This window comes from Kribbella sp. CA-253562 (genome assembly GCF_050942265.1).
GTDB lineage: Bacteria > Actinomycetota > Actinomycetes > Propionibacteriales > Kribbellaceae > Kribbella.
Map to the genome: position 1 here is coordinate 6,852,998 of NZ_CP192049.1, position 23,894 is coordinate 6,876,891.

Here is a 23,894-nt window from a genome sequence, read left to right on the forward strand (position 1 = left end):
AAGTTTCCTCCCGGTCGAGTTGAGTCCACGACATGACTTCTTCCGTACGACCGCGCGTCGCCGCGGCCGGTGCTGTGCTGCTGGCCGCGATCGCCGGTCTCAGCATCGCCCCGGCCGGCGCCAGCGCCGCCGGTGGCCTCACGCTGCCGCTGGGCGACCAGAACCTCACCGAGACCCGCAGTTCGCAGACCCTGACCGACGGGGTCAGCCTGACCCGCATCGTGCGCGGCACCGAGCCGGCGCCGGCGGACCAGATCAACACCACCACCCGCGGCCCGTGGTCGATCCAGGTGCTCACCGTCGACCCCGACGAGGCCAAGGGCCACGTCAAGGCGACGTACGGCCCGGATCTGGCTCGGACCGAGAAGACCACGGACCTGGTCCGCGGCGCCGGCGCGCTGGCGGGCGTGAACGCTTCGTTCTTCACCTTCACCGCCAGCCAGCAGTACCCCGGTGACCCGGTCGGCCTGGGCATCTTCGGCGGCAAGCTGCTGAGCGAGCCGCTGACCGACCCGGCCGAGACGAACTTCGTGATCGACGCGAAGACCAGCAAGGCGCTGATCGGGCACCTCAGCTGGACCGGCAGCCTCAAGAACAAGAAGACCGAGGCCGTGCTGCCGCTGGAGTTTGTCAACCACCCGCCGGTCGTGCCCGCCGCCTGCGCGACGCTGGCCGACCAGACCGACTGCACCGCCGCCGGTGACGTCGTACTGTTCACGCCCGAGTTCGCCGCCTCGACGCCGGCCGGTGCCGGGATCGAGGTCGTGCTCGACCAGCGTGGCTGCGTCGTGCGCACCGCCACCACCCGCGGCACGGCGCTGACCGCCGGCCAGACCTCGGTGCAGGCCACCGGCCACGACACCGTCGCCCTCTTCCAGACCCTGGCCGGCGGTTGCGTCAGCACCACGCTGGCCGTCCGGGACGAGCAGGGCAAGAAGGTTGCCCTGCGCAACAGCCTGTACGGCGTCACCGGCCGCGGCCTGCTGGTCCGCGACGGCAAGGTCGTCGAGCAGCCGACCGGCGGCAGCTTCAACGACCGCAACCCGCGGACCATCGCCGGCACCACCAAGGACGGCAAGCTCGTGTTCGTCACCGTCGACGGCCGGCAGACCACGAGTGTCGGCACCACGATGGCCGAGTCCGCCGCCCTGGCCAAGGCGCTCGGCCTGCACAACGCGATGAACCTCGACGGTGGCGGCTCCACCGCGATGGCCGTCAACGGTGCCCTGGTCAACCACCCGGCCGGTGCCGAACGTGCCGTTGGCGACGCCCTGGTGTACGTCGACGCGAAGTACCAGCGCTGACCCCGCGCTCCGGCCGGTGGCAGTCGGCACCGGCCGGAGACGGTACGCCGTGAAGATCTGACATGCTGGACGCGTGACAACTGCTGACGAGTACCGCCTGCTGGGATTCAGTGCCGAGGACCAGGCCGAGACCGAGAAGCTGGACGTCGACCCGGTCCAGGTCGCCGACTTCGCGGCGCAGCTGCGGAAGGCGATCGACCGGTCCCCGGTAGAGGGCGAGCTGACGGCTCCCGAGGACCCGATGGCCTCGCTGGCGGCGTACCTGGAGACGCTGCCGGACATCCGTCGCTTCCACCAGGAGCGCGGGATCAGCGACGAGATCAGCTGGGCCAGCCTGGCCGATCTCGGTCAGCAGTTGAAGGTGCACCGGCGGACCCACGGGACGTTCGGGCTGGAGACGCATTGGTGGGTCACGACGTACTGGACCGGCACGCTGTACGCGCTCGGCCGGCTGCAGTTCCAGCTCCACCAGCCTCCCGCCGGCAAGGCCGTACCGGGAGTCGACCCCGGTGAGTGGGTGCTCGGCGTGCACATCCCCGAGACCGGGCCGCTGACGCCCGAGGCCGTCGACGACAGTTTCGGCCAGGCCCGCGCGTTTTTCGCCGAGCACTTCCCCGACCAGCCGGTGCGGACCGCGACGCTCGACTCCTGGCTGATCGACCCCTACCTGCTCGACCACCTGCCGCAGGAGTCGAACATGGTCCGCTTCGGCCGCCGCTTCACCCCGTACGGCGAACCGCGGGACTCCCAGGACAGCGCGATCTTCTTCACCTTCCGCAGCCACGACCTCGGCAAGCTGGACGAGTTCCCGCAGGACACCGCGCTGCAGCGGCTGATCGTCGAGCGGATCAAGGCCGGCGGGACGTGGCAGACCGCCTTCGGTCACCTCAGCCTTTAGGGACGCCGTACTTGGTCAGCCAGGCGATCAGCTCGACGTTGCTGACGCAGCGCACGTCGGGCTGCTTGCAGGTCTCCTGGACGAAGGTCGTCAGCGAGTCGGAGTAGACGCTGTTGTTCCACCGGTTGAAGTGGTTGCCGAGGAACAACGGCGGGTTGTTGCCCGCGCGCGACCGGGCCAGCGCCTGCCGGTACGTCGCCAGCACCTGGGCCTTCAGCTTCGGCGCATGCGCGAGCGGCGCCTTGCGGGCTTTGGTCTGGCTGTACCAGAGGTTGTAGTCCATCGTCAGCGTGCTCTTGCCTGTCCCGGCCAGTTCGACCGACTGCAGCGGGAGGTCCCAGACGCCGTCCTTCTTCTTCGGCCAGGCGATGTAGCCGGGCTCGGAGGCGTCGTACAGCATGCCGCGCTGCCGCATCACCTGCCGGTACGCCGGGCGCTTGCCCTCCAGGCACGGTGTGCGCAAGCCCTTGACCGTCGACGGATCGAAAGGCGCCGCGAGCGGCTTCCCGGCGGCCAGCGAAGGCCCGGTCTCGACCATCGTGTCGAAGGCGTCGAACTCCGCCTTCCACTGCGCGACCGACCAGCGCTGGATCCCGTTCGCGCCGCAGAAGTGGCCGTTCGCGTGGGTGCCGATCTCGTGGCCCTCGGCAATCGCCTGGCGCAGCACGGTGGCCCGTTTGACCGCGTTGTCCGGCACGGCCCAGCCGATGTCGGACGCGCCGGGCTTGTGGTACGGCGGCTTGTAGTCGGTCTTGCGCGCCTCGGGATACAGGTACGGGCCGGACAGGAAAAACGTCATCCGCGCGTCGACCTGCCGGGCGACCCGGCGCCAGTGCGACCAGAGCGCGAGATCACCGGCACCGTCGAACGAGACAACCACGAACAGCGGTGGTTTGCCGTTCGGCAGCTTGGCCGGGAAGGACCTGGTCACCGGCGCGGCGGACGGCGGCTTGACCCTCGGCGAGAGCGTCGTGGTCGGGTCGGGCTCGCTCGGCGTCGCCGTCGGCGTACCGGACGGTGAGGTTCCGGGCGGGCCGGACGAGGCCTGCGGCGCGACGTCCGCGCACCCGGCGGCCAGTCCCGCCACCACAATTGTCGCTGCGATCAGTCGCCGGCGCCTCAGCATGCCTCGACCACGGTCCGGACCGTTCCCCAGTTACGCGCCCCCGTCATACCCCTACTGACGCATGATCCGGTGATCCGGTTGGCCAAGGACACGCGGCCGGGTCGGAAGCGTCCGATACTTCGTTACTCGGCCGCGACCCTGACGGCCTTGCGGCGCGCGACGATCCGCCGGGTCGTCTCCAGCACCAGACCGATCGTGAAGGCCAGCCCCAGGCTGAACGCGAGCGCCTTCAGCGAATCGTGCGCGAACGCGTCACCGCCGAGGTAGCCGAGCAGCGCGACGTAGGTGTACGCGACGGTCACCCCGGCCGCGGTGAACAGCACGAACTTGCGGAACGAGTACGCCGTGGCGCCGGCGGTCAGCGTGGCGACCATCCGGGCGCCGGGGATGTAGCGGACCGTCATCAGGATCAGCCCGCCGCGGGTGTGCAGCGCCGTACTGACCTTCTCGTACATCGCCTGGCGGGCGTCGCGGCGGCGCATCCAGCGGCGCAGGGCGGGCCCGGAGCCGCGGCCCAGGAAGTAGCAGACGCACTCCCCGATCACCGAGCCGACCATCGCCAGCACGATCACGAGCAGCAGGTTCTGGTGGCCGGCCGCGGCGGCCATCCCGGCGGTGACGATCAGTCCCTCGCTCGGGACCACCGGGAACACGGCGTCGATCAAGGCCGCGAGGAACAGGACGAGCAGCAGCCAATGCGAGGCCATCGCGATGCTGAGCAGCTCTCGGGCGGCCTCCATCAACTCTGTCACGCCCCCGAGCATGCCATCCGGTGTCAAGGCGCTCCCAATCCCAGCGCTGTGATTCGGCTCGTTCGGCGAGGAATTCACCAGGTGTTCACAGCAGCACCGGCAGCGCGGAAATGCCGTTCATCAACAGGCCCGGATTGCGGTGCGGATCCGCGCCCGGCTCGGCCAGCCGCAGGTCGGGGAACCGGTCGAACAGCAGGCCGAGCGCGATCCGGCCCTCGAGCCGGGCCAGCGGCGCGCCGAGGCAGTGGTGGATGCCGTGACCGAAGCCGAGGTGCTGGTTCTCGGTCCGGGTGAGGTCGAGTCCGGCCCCGTCCCCGAACCGCGCGTCGTCACGGTTGGCGGCGGTCAGCGCGAACACGATCACCTCGCCGGTCCGGATCGTCCGCCCGGCGATCTCGATCGGCGCCGCCGCGACGTACGGGATCGCGGCCTGCAGCGGGCCGTCGTACCGGATCAGCTCCTCGACGGCGGCCGGGAGCCGCTCGGGCTCGGTCTTGAGCAGCGCGAGCTGGTCGGGATGGGTGAGCAGCGCGTGCACGCCGTTGGTGATCAGGCTGACCGTGGTCTCGTGGCCGGCGGCGAGCAGCAGGAAGACCATCGAGGTGAGCTCGTCGGTGCTCAATCGGTCGCCGCCGTCGCGGGCCGCGATCAGCGCGGAGAGCAGATCGTCGGACGGCGCGGCCACCCGGCGGTCCTCGATCAGCTCGTGGATGAACCCGACCATCGCCAGCGCGCTCTCGACGTACACCTCCGGCGGGTGCACGGACGCGTTCACCACCACCGAGGACCAGCGGCGGAAGTCGTCGCGGCGGATCGCCGGGATGCCGAGCAGTTCGGAGATGACGGTGATCGGCAGCGGATAGCTGTAGGCGTTGACCAGATCGACCGGCCCGTCCGCGGCGGCCATGTCGTCGAGCAGCCCGGCCGCGATCTCCCGGATCCGCGGCTCCAGCAGCTCGATCCGCCGGCGCGTGAACGCCCCCGACACGAGCTTGCGCAGCCGGGTGTGGTCGGGCGGATTGGCGTTGAGCATATGCCGGTCCATCGAGTTCACCAGGCTGTCGAACACGTGGTCGCGGTGCGGCCCGTCCAGCGGCGACCGGACGACGTCCGGATGGGCCAGCAGGGCCCGCGCCTCGGCGTACCCGGTGACCAGCCAGACCGGCACTCCGGTGAACAAGGTCAGGTACTGCAACGGGCCCTGGGCGGCCAACTCCGCGAAGCCCTTGAATCGAGCCTGGCCGCTGGTCTCGGTGAATGGCGACGTCACCTCACCACCGTACGTTCCGCGGGGTTGACCGGCGCCGCGGCCAACTGATGGAGTCGGCCCCACCTGGCGGAGGGAGCTGGATGGACGTCCGGATCGAGCGGGTGCTGAAGGCACCGGTGAGCACCGTGTACGCCGCGTGGACGCGGGCCGACACGATGCGGCACTGGTACTGCCCCAATCCCGCGCTCGACCTCACGGTCGATGCCGAGGTCGAGGTCGGTGGGGCGTACGTGGTGGCGATGGGACCGCACGTCGTCCGGGGGACGTACAGGGAGGTGGATCCACCCCACCGGCTGGTCTTCGACTGGAAGTGGGACGAGGACGACGACGGACCGTCGACGGTGTCGATCGAGCTGAGCGACGCCGGTGAGGGTACGCGGATGCTGCTGGTGCACACCGGCTTCGGCAGCGCCGAGGAGGCCGCCAACCACTTGCAGGCGTGGGAGCCGACGATCGACCGGCTGGAGCAGCTGCTCAGTCGGTGAGCTCGACCGCGAGCTCGGCGCGGCTGTGGATGCCGAGCTTCGTGTAGACCTTGCGGAGGTGGTACTCGACCGTCTTCGGGCTGAGGAAGAGTTTGGCGGCGGCTTCGCGCGTGCTGTGACCGGCGGCCAGGAGTTGCGCGACCTGGCGTTCCTGAGGCGTGAGGTCGTCGGCGCTGCTTGGCTCGCGCCGGCGTGCGGTTTCGCCGGTGGCGTTCAGCTCGGCCGCGGCTTGGTCGGCCCAGGTCGGAGCTCCCAACTGGTCGAAGAGCTGGACGGCCGAGCGCAGCTGGACGCGCGCGTCGACGCGGCGTCGTACCCGGCGGAGCCAGGAGCCGTAGACCAGTTGGGTGCGGGCTGTCTCGAAGAGATCGGGCGTCCGCTCGTGCAAGATCAGCGCCTCGGCGAACGCGCCCTCGTCGTCGCCGACCAGACCGCGCACTCGGGCCGCCCGAGCCAGCGACCAGGGCAGACCCTTGCGGGCGGCCCGCTCAGCGAACGCGTCGGCCGTCGCCACAGCGTCCTGAGTACGGCCGAGACGCAGATAGATCTCCACCAGCTCAGGCGCCGGCGACAGATCCGGATCGAGCATGCCACCGGTCGCGAGCAACTCCACCAACCTCTCGTACGGCGCGAGCGCGGCAGCCGGCTCGCCCCGGCCCAGCGCGAGATCGCCCAGCGCGAACGACGCCCAGGCGAGCCCGAGCCGGATCTCCCGGTCGGTGCAGATCGCGATCGCCTCGGCGGCTTGCGCCCGGCACTCGTCGGCCCGGCCCCGGCGTGCGGACAGCCACGCCTGACCCGCGAGGTTGATCGCCAACTGGGTGGTCTGCCCGGTCTCGCGCGACAACCGGATCGCCTCGTCGTACGACGTGGCCGCGTCCGCCCAGCGATCGGTGGTCGCCTGATCCCTCGCCAAGTGGAACAGCACTCCCGGCAGCAGACCGAGCGCGACGCCGTCCCGGCTGTCGCGCAGGACCTGCTCGATGACCTCGCGACCGGCGTCGCGCTCCCGCAGGAACAGCGGTGCCAGGACGACCCAGACCTGGTGACGCGGGTCGAGCGTCGGCGTTCCGGTATGTCCCGTTGCTCCTGAGAGCGCGACCGCCGTACGGATCTGGTCACTGCCGCCTCGGCCGGCCAGCACGCGGGCCACCCCACTCGCGAGGAGGCCGAGCAGCCGGCTCTCCGGCGGGTCGACGTCCGGCAGAATCGCGTCGAGGTCCTCGGCGACGCGCAGGGCTGTCCTGGTGTCCCCGACGTGGAAGCAGGCATTCACGACGTCGCTCAGCAGCCGGATCCGGGTCGGCAGGTCGTCGGCGCTCGCGGCTGCTGCCAGGAGGATGTCGCGGGCCTGGCCGGGCGACCCGCACCTGACGGCGATGTCGCCGCGCAACTCCTGGGCGCGGAGGCCGACCGCGGGCGAGAGGTCCCGGCGCAGCGCATCCACGAGCAGCGCCTCGGCCCGGTCCGGCAAGCCGGCGAACCAGGCCGCCTCCCCCGCCGCGACCAATCGGCGGCCTTGCTCGGACGCGTCGCCGGTCAGCCGTGCTGCTCGCTCGAACGCCGTCGCCGCGACCGCGTGCGCACCCCGCTCGACCGCGTGCCCGGCGACGACCTCCAATCCGGCCGCGACGTCGCTGTCCGACCCGAGCACGGCTTCGGACCGATGCCAGATCCGCCGGTCGTGGTCGGCCAGCACACCGGCCATCGCCTGGTGGACGGTACGGCGTACGGCCGGCGCCGCGTCGGCGTACACGGACGAGCGGACCAACGGATGCCGGAACTCCACCCGCCCGTCGACGATCCGGACGAGCCCGGCTTGCTCCGGCTCCCCCAGCGCGCCGACCTCCACGCCGAGCTGCTCGCACACACGGGCGACCACGCCGAGCTCGCCGTCGTCGGAAGCCGCCACCAGCAAGGCGATGCGAGCCGGCTCGCTCAAGCGGTGCGCCTGCGCGGCGAAGGCCTCGGCCAGCAGGCGCGGGACCGGGATCGGAGCGCCGGGCGGGACGCGCTGCAGCCGGTTCGGTTCGCGGGTCAGTTCCAGCAGGGCCAACGGGTTCCCGGCCACCATCCGATGCACCTGCGCCACGTCCGTCGTACGCCGGCCGACCAGTTCGCGCGCGTCGTCGAGCCCGAGTCCGTCGAGCCGCAGCAGCGGCAGGTCTGCCTCCGCCAACGGATGCGTCTCCCCGGCCCGCGCCGCCACCACCAGCACGATCGGATCCGCAACCAACCGGCGGGCCGCGAACACCAACGCCTCCGCCGACGGCCGGTCGATCCACTGCGCGTCGTCGACCAGGACCGCCACGGGTGCCTGCTCGGCGTACCGGCACAGCAAGCTGAGTGTCGCCGCGCCCACGGCGAACCGGCCGGCGGGATCAGTGGTGGTGGTCAGCGCCAGCGCCGCGGCCAAGGCATCCCGTTGTGGGGAAGGGATCCGGTCCAGCTCACCCAACGCCGGACGGAGCAACTGCAGCAGCCCACCGAACGGCACCTCGTGTTCGGTCTCGGTTCCTCGCGCCCGGAGCAGGCGGCAGCCGGCGGACTCGGCCGCGGCCTGGTCCAGGAGGGCGGTCTTGCCGATCCCCGGCTCCCCGGTGATCAGCAGCACCCCACTGGTGCCCACCCGCGCCCCCGCGACCAACCGCCCGATCGCCCGCCGCTCGGCCTCCCGCCCGATCAGCATCTTCGGAGTCTAGGACGTGTTGATCAATTCCCTGCAGCACGCAGGGAGTTGATCAACACGCCCTGGGGCGCCGGGACCAGGGGGCCCACCTGATGCGATGGCCGATCGCCCGCTCCTAGCGTCGGCGCAGACAAGTTGTCCCAGGGAGGGAAGTCATGACCACCATCGACCAGCCCGTCACCGTCGACGGCGACAAGCTCATGCAGTTCGTGTTCCAGGCCGTCGGCGAGGTCGGCGCGACACTCAACGCGGCACTCGTCGTGATGGGTGACAAGCTCGGCTTCTACCGCACACTGGCCGGCGCCGGCGGGCTCACTCCGGCCGAGCTGGCCGACCGCACCGGCACCCACGAGCGGTACGTCCGCGAGTGGCTGAACGCCCAGGCAGCCGGCGGTTTCGTCACCTACGACCCGGCCACCGGGCGGTACACGCTGCCGCCCGAGCAGACCGTCGCGCTCACCGACGAGAACAGCCCGGCGTTCCTGCCCGGCTTCTTCCAGATCGCGCTCGGCACCGTGCAGGACACCGACCGGATGGTCGACGCGGCCCGCAGCGGCGCCGGGATCGGCTGGCACGAGCACGACTCCGACGTCCACCTCGGCTGCGAGCGTTTCTTCCGTCCCAGCTACCACGCGAACCTCGTCGACAGCTGGCTGCCCGCGCTCGACGGAGTCGTGGACAAACTGCAGCGCGGTGCGAAGGTCGCCGACATCGGCTGCGGCCACGGCGCCTCGACGATCTTGATGGCCCAGGCGTTTCCGCGGTCCACCTTCCGCGGCTCCGACTACCATCCCGAGTCGATCGCGACCGCCCGGAAGCGTGCCGCCGAGGCGGGCGTCGAGGCCGAGTTCGAGGTCGCCGGCGCCACGTCGTACGGCGGTGAGAACTACGACCTGGTGACCACGTTCGACGCCCTGCACGACATGGGCGACCCGGTCGGCGCCGCCCGCCAGGTGCGCGAGTCGCTCGCCCCGGACGGCACCTGGATGGTGGTCGAGCCGATGGCCGGCGACCACGTCGAGGACAACCTGAACCCGGTCGGCCGCGCGTACTACGGCTTCTCCACCCTGCTGTGCACGCCGGCGTCGCTGTCGCAGGAGGTCGGGCTCGGGCTCGGCACCCAGGCCGGTCCGGCGCGGATCCGCGACGTGACGACCGCGGCCGGTTTCACCCGGTTCCGGGTCGCGGCGCAGACGCCGTTCAACCTGGTCTACGAAGTCCGCCCCTGAGACAGTGAGCACCATGGAGGGCACGGTCACCCGCAACGGCGTGACGATCCACTACCGCGTCGAGGGCGAAGGCCCGACGCTGGTCCTGCTGCCGACCTGGTCGCTCGTGCCCTCCCGGTGCTGGAAGGCCCAGGTGCCCTACCTGGCCAGGCATTTCCGGGTGATCACGTTCGACGGCCGCGGCTCGGGCGCGTCGGACAAGCCGACCGGGGCGGCGGCGTACGCGGACGCCGAGTTCGTCGCCGACACGATCGCGGTGCTGGACGCGACCAGTACGCCGTACTGCGTGCTGGTCGGGTTCTCCCGCGGCTGCCCGTGGGCGCTGGAGGTCGCGTTGCGGCAGCCCTCGCGGGTGCTGGGGGTGGTCTGCATCGGGTCGGCGACCCGGCTGACGCCGATGCTCGAGGAACGCACCCGGTGGACGTGGCACGAGCGGCACCAGACGAGCGAGGGCTGGGCGAAGTACAACCGGTACCACTGGGTCGAAGGCGGGTACGACGACTTCCTGACCTTCTTCTTCGACCGGATGTTCCCGGAACCGCACTCCAGCAAGCAGATCGAGGACGGGATCGGGTGGGCGCACGAGATCAGCCCGTCGCTGCTGGTCGACACGGAGGCCGCGCGGTCGCAGCATCTGGATCCGGCGCGGTTCGCCGACCTGACGTGTCCGGTGCTGATCGTGCACGGGTCGGACGATCAGATCCGCCCGCCGGCCGAGGGGGCTCGGCTCGCCGAGCTGACCGGCGGGTCGCTCGTCACGGTCGTCGGCGGCGGGCATGCGCCGCATGCGCGCGATCCGGTGGTCGTGAATCATCTGCTTCGCCAGTTTGTGTCGCAGGTGATGCCGCAGCCGGTACGCCGTACGTGGGTGCGTGCGGCTCGGCGTGCGCGGCGGGTGCTTTACCTGTCGTCGCCCATCGGGCTCGGTCATGCTCGCCGGGATCTCGCGATCGCGCGGGAGTTGCGAACGGTGCAGCCGGACGTGGAGATCGAGTGGCTCGCGCAGCATCCCGTGACGCGCGTGCTGGCCGACGCGGGTGAGGTCGTGCACCCGGCGTCGGACTGGCTGCTCAGCGAGTCGGCGCACGTGGAGTTCGAGGCAGGCGAACACGACCTGCACGCGTTCCAGGCGGTTCGTCGGATGGACGAGATCCTGGTCGCGAACTTCCTCACCTTCACCGACGTGGTCGAGGACCGGCACTACGACCTGGTGATCGGCGACGAGGCCTGGGAGGTCGACTACTTCCTGCACGAGAACCCGGAACTGAAACGCTTCGCCTACGCCTGGCTGACCGACTTCGTCGGCTGGCTCCCGATGCCTGACGGCGGTCCGGACGAGGCCGCCCTGACCGCCGACTACAACGCGGAGATGCTGGCGCAACGCTCGCGGTATCGGCGGCTGCGGGACTGCTCGTTGTTCGTCGGCGATCCGGAGGACGTGGTCGAGGAATCCTTCGGCCCCGGCCTACCGGACATCCGCGAGTGGACCCAGCAGAACTACACCTTCACGGGGTACATCACGGGCTTCGAGCCGGCTGGCTCGCGGCCGGCTGCGGGGCCACCGCGCTGCCTGGTGACGGTCGGTGGTTCGGGCGTCGGGACCAGCTTGTTGCATCGAGTCCTCGACGCCGTACCGGCTCTTCAGCGCCTGATCCCTGGTATCGAGTTCGACGTCGTCACCGGTCCGCGCATCGACCCGGCGTCGCTGCCGCACCTGCCCGGCGTACGGGTGCACGGCTACCTTCCTGACCTTCATCTGGAGCTCGGCAAGGCCGACGTAGCGATCACCCAGGGCGGCCTGACCACCTGCATGGAACTAACCGCCCAGCGCGTCCCGTTCGTCTACATCCCGCTCCAGCACCACTTCGAGCAGAACTTCCACGTCACCGCCCGCCTCGACCGTCACCGTGCCGGGCACCGCCTCGAGTACTCCGAGGCGGCCCAGCCCGATCGCCTCGCCGAAGCCGTCGCGAAGGCGCTGACCGATCCGGTCGACTACCTCGCGGTGCCCACCGACGGCGCCTCCCGGGCCGCTCACCTGCTCGCCGACCTGCTCTGATCCGGGAGCCGGCAAAAGTGGTAGTCGATTCCGATTGTCATTTGTAGCGCTAAATTTCCAGGTCTGATCACAGCTCGGCCTCAACGGTTTACGGCGTGAAAAAAGTCGGCGTCAATGGAACAGCGCCCACCGACCCGCCCACGTCGGACCACCTCGGGCGCAGGTGGTCCCCGCCCAGGAGAACCTCGTGACCACGTCCTTCCACAACCCGTCCGGCGAGATCGAAGCCACCCTCGCCTATCCCCGCCCGCTGACCGGCCGGGCCGCCTGACCGATCCGGGGTACGACGATGGGGGCATCAGTCGTCCCCTGGATCCGCGGAGCCGCGACCCCCTCGGACGGCGGGGTCGCGGCTCCCGCCTTCTTCCGGCGCGTGGTCGCTCGGCGGTCGGAGCTCGGTCTCCTTTTCGCCGGTCGACGCGTGGCCTTCTGCTCGTCGGCCGACGTGCACCACTGACCAACGTGTCGCGGCGGATTCGACCGACGCTCCGACTTGCTCGTGCCGGGGTCGTTTCGGCAACTTGCTCGGTGGTGGAGGTCGAGCCGCGGCGGGTGCGCCGGCACCCGAGGGCCGAACGAGCCCGGCGTGGGTGCGCTCGGCGTCCCGGCGCGCGTCGGTTGCCGCTCGCCACTCGCCGGTCGCCGGTCGCCGGTCGCCGGTCGCCGGTCGCCGCACGATGCTCGGTGCTCGGCGGGCGATCGGCGTTCCCGGCAACTCGGGTCCGGTGCTCGCCGGCCGGCGTTCCGACCCCCAGCCCCGGAAAAAACTCGAGCCCCGGGCGGCAACCCGGGGCTCAGATGGATGGATGGGCGGCGGAATCAGCTGCCGGACTTGCGCCGGAACTGGCGCTTCTGCTTGTCGTTGTGCGCCTCGCCGACACCCTCGTGCCGCGGGCCACTGCCCGGGTGCGACTCGTGAGTGGCGTTCTTCTTCGCGAGCGCCTCGCGGAACTTCTTCTGCAGATCGTCCTGCGCCGGCTTGCTGGGCTTGTCGCTCATACCGTCTCCTTAACAAACCGTCAGGCGTACGCCTCTAGCTAACCAAGTGTGACGGTCACCGCGCCAACCAATATCAGCGGGTGCCCGACATCACGCCATCCGCGCCACGAAAACGAACTCCTGCTACATCGCCGGCCTGGTCGACGAAGACACGTTCGACCTGAATTGAACCCCCAACTCGTAGGCTGACCGTCGTACCCGAGCAAGGAGGCGACGGTGACAGAGACAACGGTGCCCGAACTGATGGCCGAACTCGCCGCACTCGAAGACCCCAAGGCTCGTGCGGTGAACGAGCGCCACGGCGACGACCACGGCGTGAACCTCAGCAAGCTGCGTGCGATCGCCAAGCGGCTGAAGACCCAGCACGACCTCGCCCGCGACCTCTGGAACACCGGCGACACCGCGGCGCGACTCCTCGCCCTCCTCATCTGCCGCCCCAAGAACTTCGAACGCGACGAGCTGGACACCATGCTCCGCGAGGCCCGCGCACCCAAGGTCCACGACTGGCTGGTGAACTACGTCGTCAAGAAGAGCCCGTACGCCGAAGACCTCCGCCTGACCTGGTCCGCCGACCCCGACCCCGTGGTCGCCAGCGCCGGCTGGGCCCTCACCACCGAACGCGTCACCAAGAACCCCGACGGCCTCGACCTCTCCGGCCTACTCGACACCATCGAAGCCGAGATGAAGACCGCCCCCGACCGCCTGCAATGGGCCATGAACCACACCCTCGCCCAAATCGGCATCGACCACCCCGACCACCGCGCCCGCGCCCTCGCCATCGGCGAACGCCTCGAAGTCCTCAAGGACTACCCAACTCCCCCAGGCTGCACGTCCCCGTACGCCCCGGCCTGGATCACCGAGATCGTCCGCCGACAGAACGACACAGCGTCAGCCTGAGACCCAGGCTCAAACATGCACGTCAACAACATCATCATCGCCTGGCGAATCTTCGCTTGGCGAGCCTTCCGTGCGTGATTCCTCATTCTTTTTCGACTTGAACAACCCCGCCACATTGGCACGAACTGCGCCCGCTGTTCCGACGATCGCGCCACCTATGCTCTTGGCGTTGCCCTGCGCCAATTCATCGGCTTGCTTCACGGCTGCCAGGTAAACCTCCGCGTCGACATTCGGAGGCGGTAGCTCTCTGAGGTGCTCCATAAGTCGTTTCGATTGGATGCGAAGAGTAACGAAGGTCAGGCCACCCGACACCACTCCGCCGACCACCGGAACGACCTTGCTCACAGTCTTGGCGAAGCTCTGCTTGGTGACTTGCACTCCGACAACCCGCAGAGTCTGCTTCATCGGAACGTACCAGGCGGTTTTGGTCAGCGCCACACCTGTGATTTTCCTCTGCACGGCGGGGCGGGCAACCTGAGCAGCGAAGACACTTACCGAGACCGATGCACTGCCGACCCCCATCATCACGCCCAGGAACGCTGCAAGCATGCCCAAAGACTCGTCGTCGATCTCATCGATGTCGTCCAAGAAAGACTGCCAACCGTACACATAGGCGATCTTCTGCATGACCCTGAAAGCATGGACATAGAACTGAGTGATGTCAGCAGGCACCGTTCCGATCATCGCGAACCCGCCAGGCAAGCCGGCGGCAAACGACAATGCCGTAGATTTCCCGGTCTCGAACTCGATCACGCTTCGGGCGATGTCGTCGAGCATGGTCGGCGAAATGCCGGCTACTGCGGGATTCTTCCTGACTGCCCGATCTATTACCGCCGCACCGACACCACGTTTGTGAAGTTCTGCCCTGAGGAACTGCACCCGGTCGATACGGACACCGCGTAGTCGTACGACCTTCTTGAGGAACGCTATGGCGAACTGCTCAGCCTCCCGATCCTGCTGGTCCAGCATGGAGTTGATACTCGGATCGGCTTCTTCGTCGACGTTGAGGTTCTCGTTCTCGACGTCGACGGTTTCCGAAGAGTCGCCCGCCACAATTTTCTCTACATGCTTTTGATTCTCGTCGCCCACAGCGCACATCATTGCCATGATCCAGGAAAATGTCCATAGCCGAGCTGACGACCGAAAGGCTGGTCCCGCAGTATCAACTGCTCAACCAGCCCTTGTTCAAAAGAAGAACCAGCCGTTGAAGCGAAATCGACCACGCCATCAGCAATGACGTAGTCCTTGCCTCCCATGCGGCCCTCCCCGGCGGACTTGTCGGCGGCCATCGAGCCGGCTTCGACGAGGTCGCCGAAGGAGTTCAGGACCGGAGGCGATCGGCAGCGGTGCGGATGGGGGACCAATCCGTCGCTGTTTCGCGGGCCTTGGCACGGGAGAGCCAGGTTGCGCGGTCGGCTTGTTCAGCTCGCAGGTGGATGAGGTCGGTGCTTACGCCGGATGGCGGGGCAACGATGACTTCGGCCACTCGGCGTTCCATTGCACGAATAAGGGCCCGATGGAAGTCTTCAACGGCAGCGAGGAACTCGCGCAGACTGACCATGAGCTGACCGGTCGGGGGTGCGGTGAAGAGGTTCGCGTCGGAGTTCTGCCAACTGATGGTGACCTGGTCACGGTGGCGCCAGCAGCGGATTTTGGGCGCGTCACGTAGATAGCCGACGTCGAGGAAATGATCTGAATACCAGGTGCCGAAGGCGTCGATCACCGCGTCGGCGACGTCGAGCTCCAACCAGTCAGGCACGTCGGACTCAAGCAGCTCGACAAGGTCTGCGGGCACGTCCTCGGCCACCGCAGGCAGCAGTTCGAGCAAGTCTTCCCACAGGCGGCCGACGTAGTAGTCGACGTACGGGCGCTTATCGCGGTACTCAGGCAATAGCGCAGGAGGCTGACGTCACCCAGCTCGATCCAGTACCAGCCGTCGGTCAGACCGAACCAGCTCAGGCTCGGCTGGTCACCGCCCCACGGTGCGATCTCCGCCAACGGGCGGAGCTCGAACCGGAAGCGGATCAACGAGCGATCAGACGTTGAAGCGGAACTCGACCACGTCGCCGTCGGCCATCACGTAGTCCTTGCCTTCCATTCGGACCTTGCCGGCGGACTTGGCGGCGGCCATCGAGCCGGCTTCGACGAGGTCGTCGAAGGAGACGATCTCGGCCTTGATGAAGCCGCGCTGGAAGTCGGTGTGGATGACGCCGGCGGCCTCGGGGGCGGTGGCGCCCTTCTTGATCGTCCAGGCGCGGGACTCCTTGGGGCCCGCGGTCAGGTACGTCTGCAGGCCGAGGGTCTCGAAGCCGACCCGGGCGAGCACGTCCAGGCCGGGCTCCTCGACGCCCATCTCGGCGAGCATCTCGCGGGCCTCGTCCTCGTCGCCGAGCTCGACCAGTTCGGCCTCGAACTTGGCGTCCAGGAAGATCGCCTCGGCCGGCGCGACCAGGTCACGCATCTGCTGCTTGAGCGACTCGTCGGCCAGCTCGTCGGCGTCGCAGTTGAAGACGAACAGGTACGGCTTGGCGGTCATCAGCATCAGCTCGCGGATCGCGTCGCGGTCCACGTCGGTCGCGATGATCGGCGTACCGGCCTCGAGGTGCTTCTGCGCCTCGCGGACCGCTTCCAGGACGGCGACGCTCTCCTTCTTCAGCCGGGACTCCTTCTCCAGCCGCGGGATCGCCTTCTCGACGGTCTGCAGGTCGGCCAGGATCAGCTCGGTCTGGATCGTGGAGATGTCGTCGGCCGGCGAGACCTTGCCGTCGACGTGGGTGACGTCGTCGTCGCGGAACACCCGGGTGACCTGGCAGATCGCGTCGGACTCGCGGATGTGGCTGAGGAACTTGTTGCCCAGCCCCTCACCCTCCGACGCGCCGCGCACGATGCCGGCGATGTCGACGAACTGCACGGTGGCGGGCAGCTGCTTGGCCGATCCGAAGATCTCGGCCAGCTTGCCCAGCCGCGCGTCCGGCACCCCCACCACGCCGACGTTGGGCTCGATCGTCGCGAACGGGTAGTTCGCGGCGAGCACGTTGTTCTTGGTCAGCGCGTTGAAGAGCGTGGACTTGCCCGCGTTGGGGAGCCCGACGATTCCGATGGTGAGTGCCACGGACGCCAAGGGTACGCGCCCGCCCCGCCGGACCCCAATCCACAGCCGGTACGCCGCCCGCCGGCGAAGCCCGTACGCCGTACCCGCGCGCCGTGGCTCAGATCACGAACGACTCCAGCTCCGCGTCGTACCACCGCTTGGTCAGCCCGAGCGGCCGCATCCCGAGCCGCCGGCAGACCGCGAGCGACGCTTGATTGCCCGGCCGGACCACCGCGTAGATCTCCCCCAGCCCCGCCTTGAACCCGTGCGCGATCGCACCCCGCGCCGACTCGGTCGCCAGCCCCCGCCCCCACGCGTCCGGATGGAAGTGCCACCCGACCTCCACCTCACCGCGACTCGGCACCCCGTCGGACGGCTCCGGCAGCGGCACCAGCAGCACCGTCCCCGCAACCGTTCCCGTGGCCTTCTCCTCCACCGCCCACACGCCGTGTAAGGGATCGGTGTTGCGCGCGTTCCACCGTTCGATCGTCCGGGTCGCCGCGTCGCGGTCCGTCATCGCGCGCGGAGTCGCGCCAAGCCACCGCGACACCTCCCAGCGCCGGTAGATGTCGAAGACCCGGTCACCGTCGGCCTCGGCCCAGTCACGGACCACCAGCCGCTCGGTCTCGAAGACCACCTTGGCGTTCATCGCGTCTCCCCTCGCTTGACCGTTGATCTACCCGGCCCAGCAGCGGCGCGGCAAGCGATCCGGGACAAGCGTGACCACACCGTTGTTGCTTGACGCGGAAGCGACCGAGATCTCCTTGCAACACGGCGAACGCCAACCACCGTGGCGATCGACGCGTCTCCCTGGTGACAGCTCCTGAGGGGGAGCGACTGGGGACCATCCGCCTGATCCGTGAGGGAGCATCATGTCCCGAAAGCTTGCTGCCGTTTTCGGCACCGCCGCTGCCGCCGCACTGGTACTCGGCGGGCTGTTCGCCGTAGCGCTGGGACATTCCGCCGCCCCAAAACCCACCGCCGCCTTCAGCAGTACGACGGGTTCGGCGCCACCGCCCGTCACGCCGACCACGACACCGAAGACCGTCGACCACACGCCCGGTACGCCGGTCGCCGACCCGACCGCAGCACTTGTCGCCGGCAACAAGAAGGTGCTGTTCTTCAGCTTCGACGACGGCCCCGACCCGGTCTGGACGCCGAAAGTCCTGCAGGTGCTGAAGAAACACGGCGCCCACGCGACCTTCTTCCAGCTCGGCCAGAACCAGGCCGAGCACCCCGGACTGCGCGAGCAAATCCTTGCCGATGGCAACACCATCGGCAGTCACTCGATCACCCACCCGCAACTGACCGCGCTGTCCGCGGCCAAGCGGCACCACGAGATCTTCGACGGCCCGCAGTCCAAGTGCTTCCGGCCGCCGTACGGCGCGACGAACCCGAAGGTGCGCGCGGAGATCAAGGCCGCGGGGATGGCCCAGGTCCTTTGGGACGTCGACCCGCGGGACTGGGCCAAGCCCGGCGTGAACGCGATCGTGACCAACATCATGACCCACGCGCACCGCCACAACATCGTCCTGCTGCACGACGGCGGCGGCGACCGGGCCCAGACCGTCGCGGCGCTGGACAAGGTCCTCCCGTTGCTCAAGGCCCAGGGCTACAGCTTCCCCGCGATGGACTGCTGACAAAACTGTCGGACCCATGTGTCACTGTCTGTGCCATGACCGGTACGACGTTGCTCTTGGTGCTGCTGTTCCTCGTCATCGGGTTGTTGCTCGGGGCGGGTTTCGGCGTGCTCTGGTCACGCGGCCGCGACGGCGCCGAGCTGGCGCGGATCACCGCCGAGCGCGACGCCGCCGAGGACCGGGTGGTCGAGCTGACCCAGGAGCGGCACTCGGTCGGTCAGCAGATGTCCGGCCAGGCCGTCGTCAAGGAGGCGCTGGACCGGTTGCACGCCGAGCTCAGCCAGTTGGAGAAGGGCCGCGCGGCCTGGCAGTCCCAGTTGCACCAGCAGGTCAACGAGGTCCGCATGAGCGGCGAGGCGCTGCGCCGGGAGACCGCGTCGCTGTCCACCGCGCTGCGCAAGCCGCAGGTCCGTGGCCGGTGGGGCGAGCTGCATCTGCGGCGTACCGTCGAACTGGCCGGCATGGTCGCGCACTGCGACTTCACCGAGCAGACCTCGACCGTCACCGACGACGGACTGCTCCGCCCCGACCTGGTGGTCAGACTTGCCGAGGGCAAGAATCTCGTTGTCGACTCGAAGGTCCCACTGGCCGCGTTCCTGGAAGCGGCCGAGAGCGACGACGCCGACTTCCGCGAGGACCGGCTGCGGGCCCACGCCCGCCACCTGCGCACCCATGTCGACCAGCTCTCCGCCAAGGCGTACTGGTCGCGCCTGCCGTCCACGCCGGAGTTCGTCATCCTGTTCGTGCCCGGCGAGTCCTTCCTGTCCGCCGCGCTCGACGTCGAGCCCGGCCTGCTCGAGTACGCCGCCGAGCGCCGGGTGATCCTGGCGACGCCGACGACCCTGATCGCAACCTTGCGCGCCGCGGCGTACGCGTGGAACCAGTCGGCCCTGACCGAGTCGGCCCAGCAGGTCTTCGAGCTCGGCCGCGAGCTGTACGAGCGGCTCAGCACGATGGGCGACCACCTCGGCCGGGTCGGCCGGTCACTCACCTCGGCGGTCGACGCGTACAACCGGACCGTCGGCTCGTTCGAGAGCCGCGTCTTCATCACCGCCCGCAAACTCCGCGACCTGCACGTCACCGAGGCCGAGCTCGAAGCCATGGAGACCATCGAAGCCTCCGTCCGCCCACTGGCCGCCCCCGAACTGCTCGCCCTTGATGAGACCACCCCCGACGACCCCACCCGCCGCTGGGTCCCCACCCCACCCGTCGACCGAACCCGTCGCGACACCCCACCACCCCTGCCAGGCATGGACTCACAAACCGGCTAATTCTGTGGTGCTCGAGCAAGCTGCCCGTGGACACTGAGCCGGTGACCCGGAAGACCCCGCAGGAGAAGAAGGCGCTCTCGTACGCCAAGGACCGCCGCAACCTGTACGGCGAGAACGACAAGTCGTCGCGCAAGGCGATCCCGCTCCGCAAGCGGCTGGTCAACCGTGCCAACCGTCACCAGATCCAGAAGGCTCTGGCCGGCGCTGTCGGCGCACCAGATCCCGAGGCAGTCCAGGTGCGCGCGGAGGGAAAGCGGCCGAAGCGCTGGAGCAAGTGGCCGGACACCCCGCTGGCCGAGGCCGTGGCACATCATCTGGAGCGCCGCGAACAGCGGCAGCAGAACCACTAGAACCCACACGCACAGTCACGAGCGATCAGCCGTCAGTGCTGACTTAACGAAAACTGTCTGCGGTTCGGCATTGACATCGTTGCACCGCTGTCGAACGATGAGAGCGCTCTCACCCGTTCGGTGGTCTACCGTCCCTCACCGCACGGGCCTGCGAGCACCGGTGTTTCTGCGCGTGGTCCGGCGCGGCTGTGCCCTGGTAACGCAGCCGTCCCACCGACCGGCCGGTGCTCCACCTTCTCTCGCACTGGGACAGACCTGAGGAGGAGTTGTGCGCATCAAACCGAAGCTGCTCGCGGTGCTCGCCGCCGCGGCCACCATCGCGGCCGGACTCACCGCCACCGTCTCGGCGCCCGCCGAAGCGGTCCCGGCGACCATTCCGCTGAAGATCACCAACAACTCGGGTCGCGGCGACGCGATCTACGTCTACAACCTCGGCACGAACCTCGCGACCGGCCAGCAGGGCTGGGCCGACGCGAACGGCGCGTTCCACGCCTGGCCGGCCGGCGGCAACCCGCCGACCCCGGCGCCGGACGCGTCGATCCCCGGACCGGGCAACGGCCAGTCGATCACGATCCAGATGCCGAAGTTCTCCGGCCGGGTCTACTTCTCCTACGGCCAGAAACTGGTCTTCAAGCTGACCACCGGCGGCCTGGTGCAGCCCGCGGTCCAGAACCCGAGCGACCCCAACGCCAACATCCTGTTCAACTGGACCGAGTACACGCTGAACGACTCCGGCCTGTGGATCAACAGCACGCAGGTCGACATGTTCTCCGCGCCGTACGCCGTCAGCGTGCAGTCCGCGGCCGGCACGAAAACGACCGGGCATCTGAAGCCCGGTGGGTACAACAACTTCTTCAACGCGCTGCGCGGCCAGGGCGGCGGCTGGTCGAACCTGATCAAGACGGCTCCGGACGGCTCGGTGCTGCGCGCGCTCGCTCCGTCGTACGGCGTCGAGACCGGTGCGCTGCCGGGCTCGGTGATGGACGACTACGTGAACCGGGTCTGGTCGAAGTACAGCAACGAGACGCTCACCGTGACGCCGTTCACCGACCAGCCGAACATCAAGTACTTCGGCCGGGTCTCGGGCAACACGATGAACTTCACCAACACCTCCGGCCAGGTGGTGACGTCGTTCCAGAAGCCGAACTCGGCCAGCATCTTCGGCTGCGCCGGCTTGCTCGACGCACCGAACGACCTGGTCCGCGGGCCGATCTCGCGCACGCTGTGCGCCGGCTTCAACCGGTCCACGCTGCTGATCAACCCCAACCAGCCGGACGCGAACAACGCGAACTTCTACCGCGACAACGTCACCAACCACTACTCGCGGCTGGTGCACGAGCAGATGGCCGACGGCAAGGCGTACGGCTTCGCCTTCGACGACGTCGGCGCGCACGAGTCGCTGGTGCACGACGGCAACCCGCAGCAGGCCGGCATCACGCTCGATCCGTTCAACTGATCCACCCCGATTCCCCCGGGTCCCACGCAGCTGCCGCGGCGGGACCCGGGGTCTTTTCGTGCGGGTCCGCTCTTGACTCCACAGTTGGTTAGTGGCAACTTACCGTTCGTGGGGACTTACGGAACACTCGAGGCAGCCGCTCCGATCCTGGACGCGCTCGGCGACCCGACCCGGCGGACGATCCTGGAAACACTCCGGCGATCCGGGCCGAGCTCGGTGACCAAGCTGGCCGGGCAGATCCCGGTCAGCCGACCGGCGATCTCGCAGCATCTCAAGGTGCTCGGCCGGGTCGGGCTCGTCGACCACGAGCCGCGCGGGACCAGCAACATCTACCGGGTCGACCCGGCCGGGCTGGACGCCGTACGGCAGTGGATCGACCAGTTCTGGACCGAGGCCCTCGACGCGTTCGCCGACCACGTACGGCGTACCGAAGCTGACGACAGGGGACAGTCATGAGCATCGAGCAAGGACTCGCGCCGCTGGTGAAGACGGTGGTCGTACCGACGACGCCGGACCGGGCGTTCACGCTGTTCACGGCGGAGCTGGGCCGGTGGTGGCCGCTCGCCACCCACTCGGTCGCCCGCGAGCAGGCGACCGACGTACGGCTCGAGGGCGCGGTCGGCGGCCAGATCATCGAGTACGACGCCAGCGGACCGGTCGGCTCCTGGGGCACGGTGTCCGACTGGGATCCGCCGCACACGGTCAGCTTCACCTGGCACCCCGGCACCGACCCGAAGCAGGCCGGTCACGTCACGGTCCGGTTCGCCGCGCGCGGCGGCGACACCGAGGTCGAACTCACCCACACCGGCTGGGAACGCCGCCCGGACGGCGCCGCGGCGCGCCAGAACTACGACACCGGCTGGGTCGTGGTTCTGCGTCAGTTCGAGCAATTCCTGTGATCACTCAACCTTTCGGACCCGCCCGGCCATCACACTGCTGACAGGTCGGCGCCGCCGGCGTCGACCACTGGGGGCAGGGGACAACGGGATGGATCCAGGGCGTGACGAGGAGTTCGCCGAGTTCGTGAACGGGCGGTTCACCGCGCTCCAGCGGTTCGGCTACCTGCTCACCGGCGAGTGGCACCTGGCCGAGGACCTGGTCCAGACCTCGCTGACCAAGGTGTGGTTCCACCGCAAGTCGCTGCGCAGCGGCAACGCCCTGGAGAGCTACACCCGCACGGTGATGGTGAACACCAGCACGCAGTGGTGGCGCCGCAAGTGGAAGGGCGAGACCCCGACCGAAACGCTGCCCGAACCGGTCGCTCCGTCGGAGTTCGGCACCGTCGACGAACGCGACCGGCTGCTGCGGGCGCTGGCCACACTGCCTCGCCGGACGCGGGCGGCGCTGGCGCTGCGGTTCTTCGAGGATCTGCCCGACGCCGAGGTCGCGAAGATCATGGGTTGCTCGGTCGGCACGGTGAAGAGCACCGTGTCGCGCGGCCTGGCCAAGCTCCGCGAACACCACCTGCTCGACGAGTCCGATCCCCTGACACCCGCCCCCCGCCCCACTGGAGGGCTGACCTATGACCGATGAGCTGAAGGCCAAGTTCCAGGCCCTCGTCCAGGACGCCCCCGAACCCGACGGCCTGCCCAGCGACGCCGTCTTCGCCCGGATCAAGACCGTACGCCGCCGCCGGACGACCGGCCTGGTCGCCGGCTTGGCCACCACCGCGGTCGCCACGATCGCGCTGGCCGCCGGCAATCTGACCGGCATCGACTCCGCACCGCCGGTCACGCACACACCCAACGGTCCGACCCCGATCATCACCGGACCGCCGACGGCGACGCCGACCCACACGCCGACGAAGACGTCGATCGGAGCATCGGCGACCACCCTGGAGCCGGGTGGGCAGGAGTCCGACACCCCACCGGCGAGCAAGACGCCGCCCCCGCCGTCGAACACGGACAAGCCGACGTCCCCAGCCACCACGGGCATCGCCGCCCCGCCCGGTCCGTACCAGCTGTCGTTCCGCTTCGAGACGTTGACGGAGCCCGACCCAGATCCCGCGGACAGCTTGCGAGTCTCGCTCATCGTCGTCGCGTCGGGCAGCGTTCTGGCACCGACGTTCGAAGAAGGTGGCGTGCTCAGCAGCAGCAAGTTCCAGGACAACCTGCTGTACTCCGAGTTCTGGTGGGGTGACGGGACCCACGTGGAGGACGACTGGTTCGGCGGGGTGTTCTGCCCGCAACCGGACCGGCCCGACACCATGAAGAAGGTCAGTGGCGGCGGTAACCGGCCGTTGGACCACCGGTACGCCAAGGCGGGGACCTACAAGCTCACCTACAGCGCCACCTATTGCACGCCGACGGGTCCGAAGAAGGTCACCCGCTCGACGGACATCACCGTCACCGCACCGCCGGCCTCACCGAAGCCGTAGT

General features: G+C 69.0%; 23 protein-coding genes and 1 pseudogene. 14 read left to right on the forward strand and 10 right to left on the reverse strand.

Annotated features, from left to right (window positions below):
- The first annotated feature begins 32 nt into the window (after positions 1 to 32).
- Both ACQPXM_RS32240 and ACQPXM_RS32245 read left to right on the forward strand, forming a co-directional pair.
- Positions 33 to 1,304 (forward strand): phosphodiester glycosidase family protein, encoded by a 1,272-nt coding sequence (locus tag ACQPXM_RS32240; RefSeq protein ID WP_432940723.1) that lies wholly within the window; start codon positions 33 to 35, stop codon positions 1,302 to 1,304.
- A 73-nt stretch (positions 1,305 to 1,377) separates the two neighbouring features.
- On the forward strand, positions 1,378 to 2,202 hold the full coding sequence (locus ACQPXM_RS32245; protein WP_432940726.1) for an acyltransferase domain-containing protein: 825 nt from the start codon (positions 1,378 to 1,380) through the stop codon (positions 2,200 to 2,202).
- Here ACQPXM_RS32245 and ACQPXM_RS32250 read toward each other — a convergent pair.
- From ACQPXM_RS32250 to ACQPXM_RS32260, 3 genes are all read right to left on the reverse strand, one after another.
- Complete coding sequence (locus ACQPXM_RS32250) at positions 2,192 to 3,328, reverse strand: hypothetical protein (protein ID WP_432940728.1); 1,137 nt, start codon at positions 3,326 to 3,328, stop codon at positions 2,192 to 2,194. The genes ACQPXM_RS32245 and ACQPXM_RS32250 overlap by 11 nt on opposite strands.
- A 122-nt stretch (positions 3,329 to 3,450) precedes the next feature.
- On the reverse strand, positions 3,451 to 4,080 hold the full coding sequence (locus ACQPXM_RS32255; RefSeq protein WP_432940730.1) for a DedA family protein: 630 nt from the start codon (positions 4,078 to 4,080) through the stop codon (positions 3,451 to 3,453).
- An 85-nt stretch (positions 4,081 to 4,165) separates the two neighbouring features.
- Positions 4,166 to 5,350, reverse strand: a complete 1,185-nt coding sequence (locus tag ACQPXM_RS32260; RefSeq protein WP_432940733.1) for a cytochrome P450 family protein — start codon at positions 5,348 to 5,350, stop codon at positions 4,166 to 4,168.
- 80 nt (positions 5,351 to 5,430) lie between these two features.
- Between ACQPXM_RS32260 and ACQPXM_RS32265 the strand changes: the two genes are divergently transcribed.
- On the forward strand, positions 5,431 to 5,835 hold the full coding sequence (locus ACQPXM_RS32265) for an SRPBCC family protein (protein ID WP_432940737.1): 405 nt from the start codon (positions 5,431 to 5,433) through the stop codon (positions 5,833 to 5,835).
- On the opposite strand, the gene ACQPXM_RS32270 is transcribed toward ACQPXM_RS32265, so the two are convergent.
- A complete protein-coding gene (locus ACQPXM_RS32270; RefSeq protein ID WP_432940740.1) occupies positions 5,825 to 8,524 on the reverse strand; it encodes a helix-turn-helix transcriptional regulator in 2,700 nt (899 codons plus the stop codon). The genes ACQPXM_RS32265 and ACQPXM_RS32270 overlap by 11 nt on opposite strands.
- Before the next feature lie 155 nt (positions 8,525 to 8,679).
- On the opposite strand from ACQPXM_RS32270, the gene ACQPXM_RS32275 reads away from it, so the two are divergent.
- Both ACQPXM_RS32275 and ACQPXM_RS32280 read left to right on the forward strand, forming a co-directional pair.
- On the forward strand, positions 8,680 to 9,753 hold the full coding sequence (locus tag ACQPXM_RS32275; protein WP_432940743.1) for a methyltransferase domain-containing protein: 1,074 nt from the start codon (positions 8,680 to 8,682) through the stop codon (positions 9,751 to 9,753).
- 13 nt (positions 9,754 to 9,766) lie between these two features.
- The gene (locus tag ACQPXM_RS32280; protein WP_432940746.1) at positions 9,767 to 11,812 is read left to right on the forward strand and encodes an alpha/beta fold hydrolase; all 2,046 of its coding nucleotides are present in this window, start codon (positions 9,767 to 9,769) and stop codon (positions 11,810 to 11,812) included.
- An 819-nt stretch (positions 11,813 to 12,631) separates the two neighbouring features.
- Here the strand turns inward: ACQPXM_RS32280 and ACQPXM_RS32285 are convergent.
- Complete coding sequence (locus tag ACQPXM_RS32285) at positions 12,632 to 12,811, reverse strand: DUF5302 domain-containing protein (protein WP_077015398.1); 180 nt, start codon at positions 12,809 to 12,811, stop codon at positions 12,632 to 12,634.
- 216 nt (positions 12,812 to 13,027) lie between these two features.
- Between ACQPXM_RS32285 and ACQPXM_RS32290 the strand changes: the two genes are divergently transcribed.
- Positions 13,028 to 13,708: a DNA alkylation repair protein gene (locus tag ACQPXM_RS32290; RefSeq protein WP_432940749.1), complete on the forward strand. Its 681-nt coding sequence runs from the start codon at positions 13,028 to 13,030 to the stop codon at positions 13,706 to 13,708.
- A gap of 9 nt (positions 13,709 to 13,717) precedes the next feature.
- Here ACQPXM_RS32290 and ACQPXM_RS32295 read toward each other — a convergent pair whose 3' ends face one another.
- The 5 genes and pseudogenes from ACQPXM_RS32295 to ACQPXM_RS32315 all read right to left on the reverse strand — a co-directional run bounded on the left by ACQPXM_RS32295 (position 13,718) and on the right by ACQPXM_RS32315 (position 17,448).
- On the reverse strand, positions 13,718 to 14,797 hold the full coding sequence (locus ACQPXM_RS32295; RefSeq protein WP_432940752.1) for a hypothetical protein: 1,080 nt from the start codon (positions 14,795 to 14,797) through the stop codon (positions 13,718 to 13,720).
- Between the two features lie 8 nt (positions 14,798 to 14,805).
- The gene (locus ACQPXM_RS32300) at positions 14,806 to 14,997 is read right to left on the reverse strand and encodes a hypothetical protein (RefSeq protein WP_432940755.1); all 192 of its coding nucleotides are present in this window, start codon (positions 14,995 to 14,997) and stop codon (positions 14,806 to 14,808) included.
- Between the two features lie 32 nt (positions 14,998 to 15,029).
- Positions 15,030 to 15,736: pseudogene (locus ACQPXM_RS32305) on the reverse strand (DUF5984 family protein).
- Between the two features lie 7 nt (positions 15,737 to 15,743).
- Positions 15,744 to 16,820, reverse strand: coding sequence for a redox-regulated ATPase YchF (gene ychF, locus ACQPXM_RS32310; RefSeq protein ID WP_432940758.1), 1,077 nt, complete (start codon positions 16,818 to 16,820; stop codon positions 15,744 to 15,746).
- Between the two features lie 97 nt (positions 16,821 to 16,917).
- Positions 16,918 to 17,448 (reverse strand): GNAT family N-acetyltransferase, encoded by a 531-nt coding sequence (locus tag ACQPXM_RS32315; RefSeq protein ID WP_432940761.1) that lies wholly within the window; start codon positions 17,446 to 17,448, stop codon positions 16,918 to 16,920.
- Between the two features lie 223 nt (positions 17,449 to 17,671).
- On the opposite strand from ACQPXM_RS32315, the gene ACQPXM_RS32320 reads away from it, so the two are divergent.
- The 8 genes from ACQPXM_RS32320 (at position 17,672) to ACQPXM_RS32355 (ending at position 23,893) form a co-directional block, all read left to right on the forward strand.
- Positions 17,672 to 18,439, forward strand: a complete 768-nt coding sequence (locus ACQPXM_RS32320) for a polysaccharide deacetylase family protein (RefSeq protein ID WP_432940764.1) — start codon at positions 17,672 to 17,674, stop codon at positions 18,437 to 18,439.
- A gap of 35 nt (positions 18,440 to 18,474) precedes the next feature.
- Positions 18,475 to 19,710 carry a DNA recombination protein RmuC gene (locus ACQPXM_RS32325; RefSeq protein WP_432940767.1) on the forward strand — a complete coding sequence of 412 codons (1,236 nt, stop codon included), beginning with the start codon at positions 18,475 to 18,477 and terminating at the stop codon, positions 19,708 to 19,710.
- 41 nt (positions 19,711 to 19,751) lie between these two features.
- Positions 19,752 to 20,060, forward strand: a complete 309-nt coding sequence (locus ACQPXM_RS32330; protein ID WP_432940770.1) for a hypothetical protein — start codon at positions 19,752 to 19,754, stop codon at positions 20,058 to 20,060.
- A 268-nt stretch (positions 20,061 to 20,328) separates the two neighbouring features.
- The gene (locus ACQPXM_RS32335) at positions 20,329 to 21,516 is read left to right on the forward strand and encodes a glycoside hydrolase family 64 protein (protein ID WP_432940773.1); all 1,188 of its coding nucleotides are present in this window, start codon (positions 20,329 to 20,331) and stop codon (positions 21,514 to 21,516) included.
- 108 nt (positions 21,517 to 21,624) lie between these two features.
- Complete coding sequence (locus ACQPXM_RS32340) at positions 21,625 to 21,972, forward strand: ArsR/SmtB family transcription factor (RefSeq protein ID WP_432940776.1); 348 nt, start codon at positions 21,625 to 21,627, stop codon at positions 21,970 to 21,972.
- Positions 21,969 to 22,415 (forward strand): SRPBCC domain-containing protein, encoded by a 447-nt coding sequence (locus ACQPXM_RS32345; protein WP_432940779.1) that lies wholly within the window; start codon positions 21,969 to 21,971, stop codon positions 22,413 to 22,415. Before ACQPXM_RS32340 ends, ACQPXM_RS32345 begins: the two co-directional genes overlap by 4 nt.
- Before the next feature lie 88 nt (positions 22,416 to 22,503).
- A complete protein-coding gene (locus ACQPXM_RS32350; RefSeq protein WP_432940781.1) occupies positions 22,504 to 23,049 on the forward strand; it encodes a SigE family RNA polymerase sigma factor in 546 nt (181 codons plus the stop codon).
- Positions 23,039 to 23,893: a hypothetical protein gene (locus ACQPXM_RS32355; RefSeq protein WP_432940784.1), complete on the forward strand. Its 855-nt coding sequence runs from the start codon at positions 23,039 to 23,041 to the stop codon at positions 23,891 to 23,893. Before ACQPXM_RS32350 ends, ACQPXM_RS32355 begins: the two co-directional genes overlap by 11 nt.
- Position 23,894 lies beyond the last annotated feature (1 nt).

Bases quoted from the DNA above. Each gene is read 5' to 3' on its own strand.
- ACQPXM_RS32240 (WP_432940723.1), top strand. From the start codon at position 33: ATGACTTCTTCCGTACGACCGCGCGTCGCCGCGGCCGGTGCTGTGCTG.
- ACQPXM_RS32250 (WP_432940728.1), bottom strand. From the start codon at position 3,328: ATGCTGAGGCGCCGGCGACTGATCGCAGCGACAATTGTGGTGGCGGGA.
- ACQPXM_RS32265 (WP_432940737.1), top strand. From the start codon at position 5,431: ATGGACGTCCGGATCGAGCGGGTGCTGAAGGCACCGGTGAGCACCGTG.
- ACQPXM_RS32270 (WP_432940740.1), bottom strand. From the start codon at position 8,524: ATGCTGATCGGGCGGGAGGCCGAGCGGCGGGCGATCGGGCGGTTGGTC.
- ACQPXM_RS32275 (WP_432940743.1), top strand. From the start codon at position 8,680: ATGACCACCATCGACCAGCCCGTCACCGTCGACGGCGACAAGCTCATG.
- ACQPXM_RS32280 (WP_432940746.1), top strand. From the start codon at position 9,767: ATGGAGGGCACGGTCACCCGCAACGGCGTGACGATCCACTACCGCGTC.
- ACQPXM_RS32285 (WP_077015398.1), bottom strand. From the start codon at position 12,811: ATGAGCGACAAGCCCAGCAAGCCGGCGCAGGACGATCTGCAGAAGAAG.
- ACQPXM_RS32300 (WP_432940755.1), bottom strand. From the start codon at position 14,997: ATGGCCGCCGACAAGTCCGCCGGGGAGGGCCGCATGGGAGGCAAGGAC.
- ACQPXM_RS32315 (WP_432940761.1), bottom strand. From the start codon at position 17,448: ATGAACGCCAAGGTGGTCTTCGAGACCGAGCGGCTGGTGGTCCGTGAC.
- ACQPXM_RS32320 (WP_432940764.1), top strand. From the start codon at position 17,672: ATGTCCCGAAAGCTTGCTGCCGTTTTCGGCACCGCCGCTGCCGCCGCA.
- ACQPXM_RS32325 (WP_432940767.1), top strand. From the start codon at position 18,475: ATGACCGGTACGACGTTGCTCTTGGTGCTGCTGTTCCTCGTCATCGGG.
- ACQPXM_RS32345 (WP_432940779.1), top strand. From the start codon at position 21,969: ATGAGCATCGAGCAAGGACTCGCGCCGCTGGTGAAGACGGTGGTCGTA.
- ACQPXM_RS32350 (WP_432940781.1), top strand. From the start codon at position 22,504: ATGGATCCAGGGCGTGACGAGGAGTTCGCCGAGTTCGTGAACGGGCGG.
- ACQPXM_RS32355 (WP_432940784.1), top strand. From the start codon at position 23,039: ATGACCGATGAGCTGAAGGCCAAGTTCCAGGCCCTCGTCCAGGACGCC.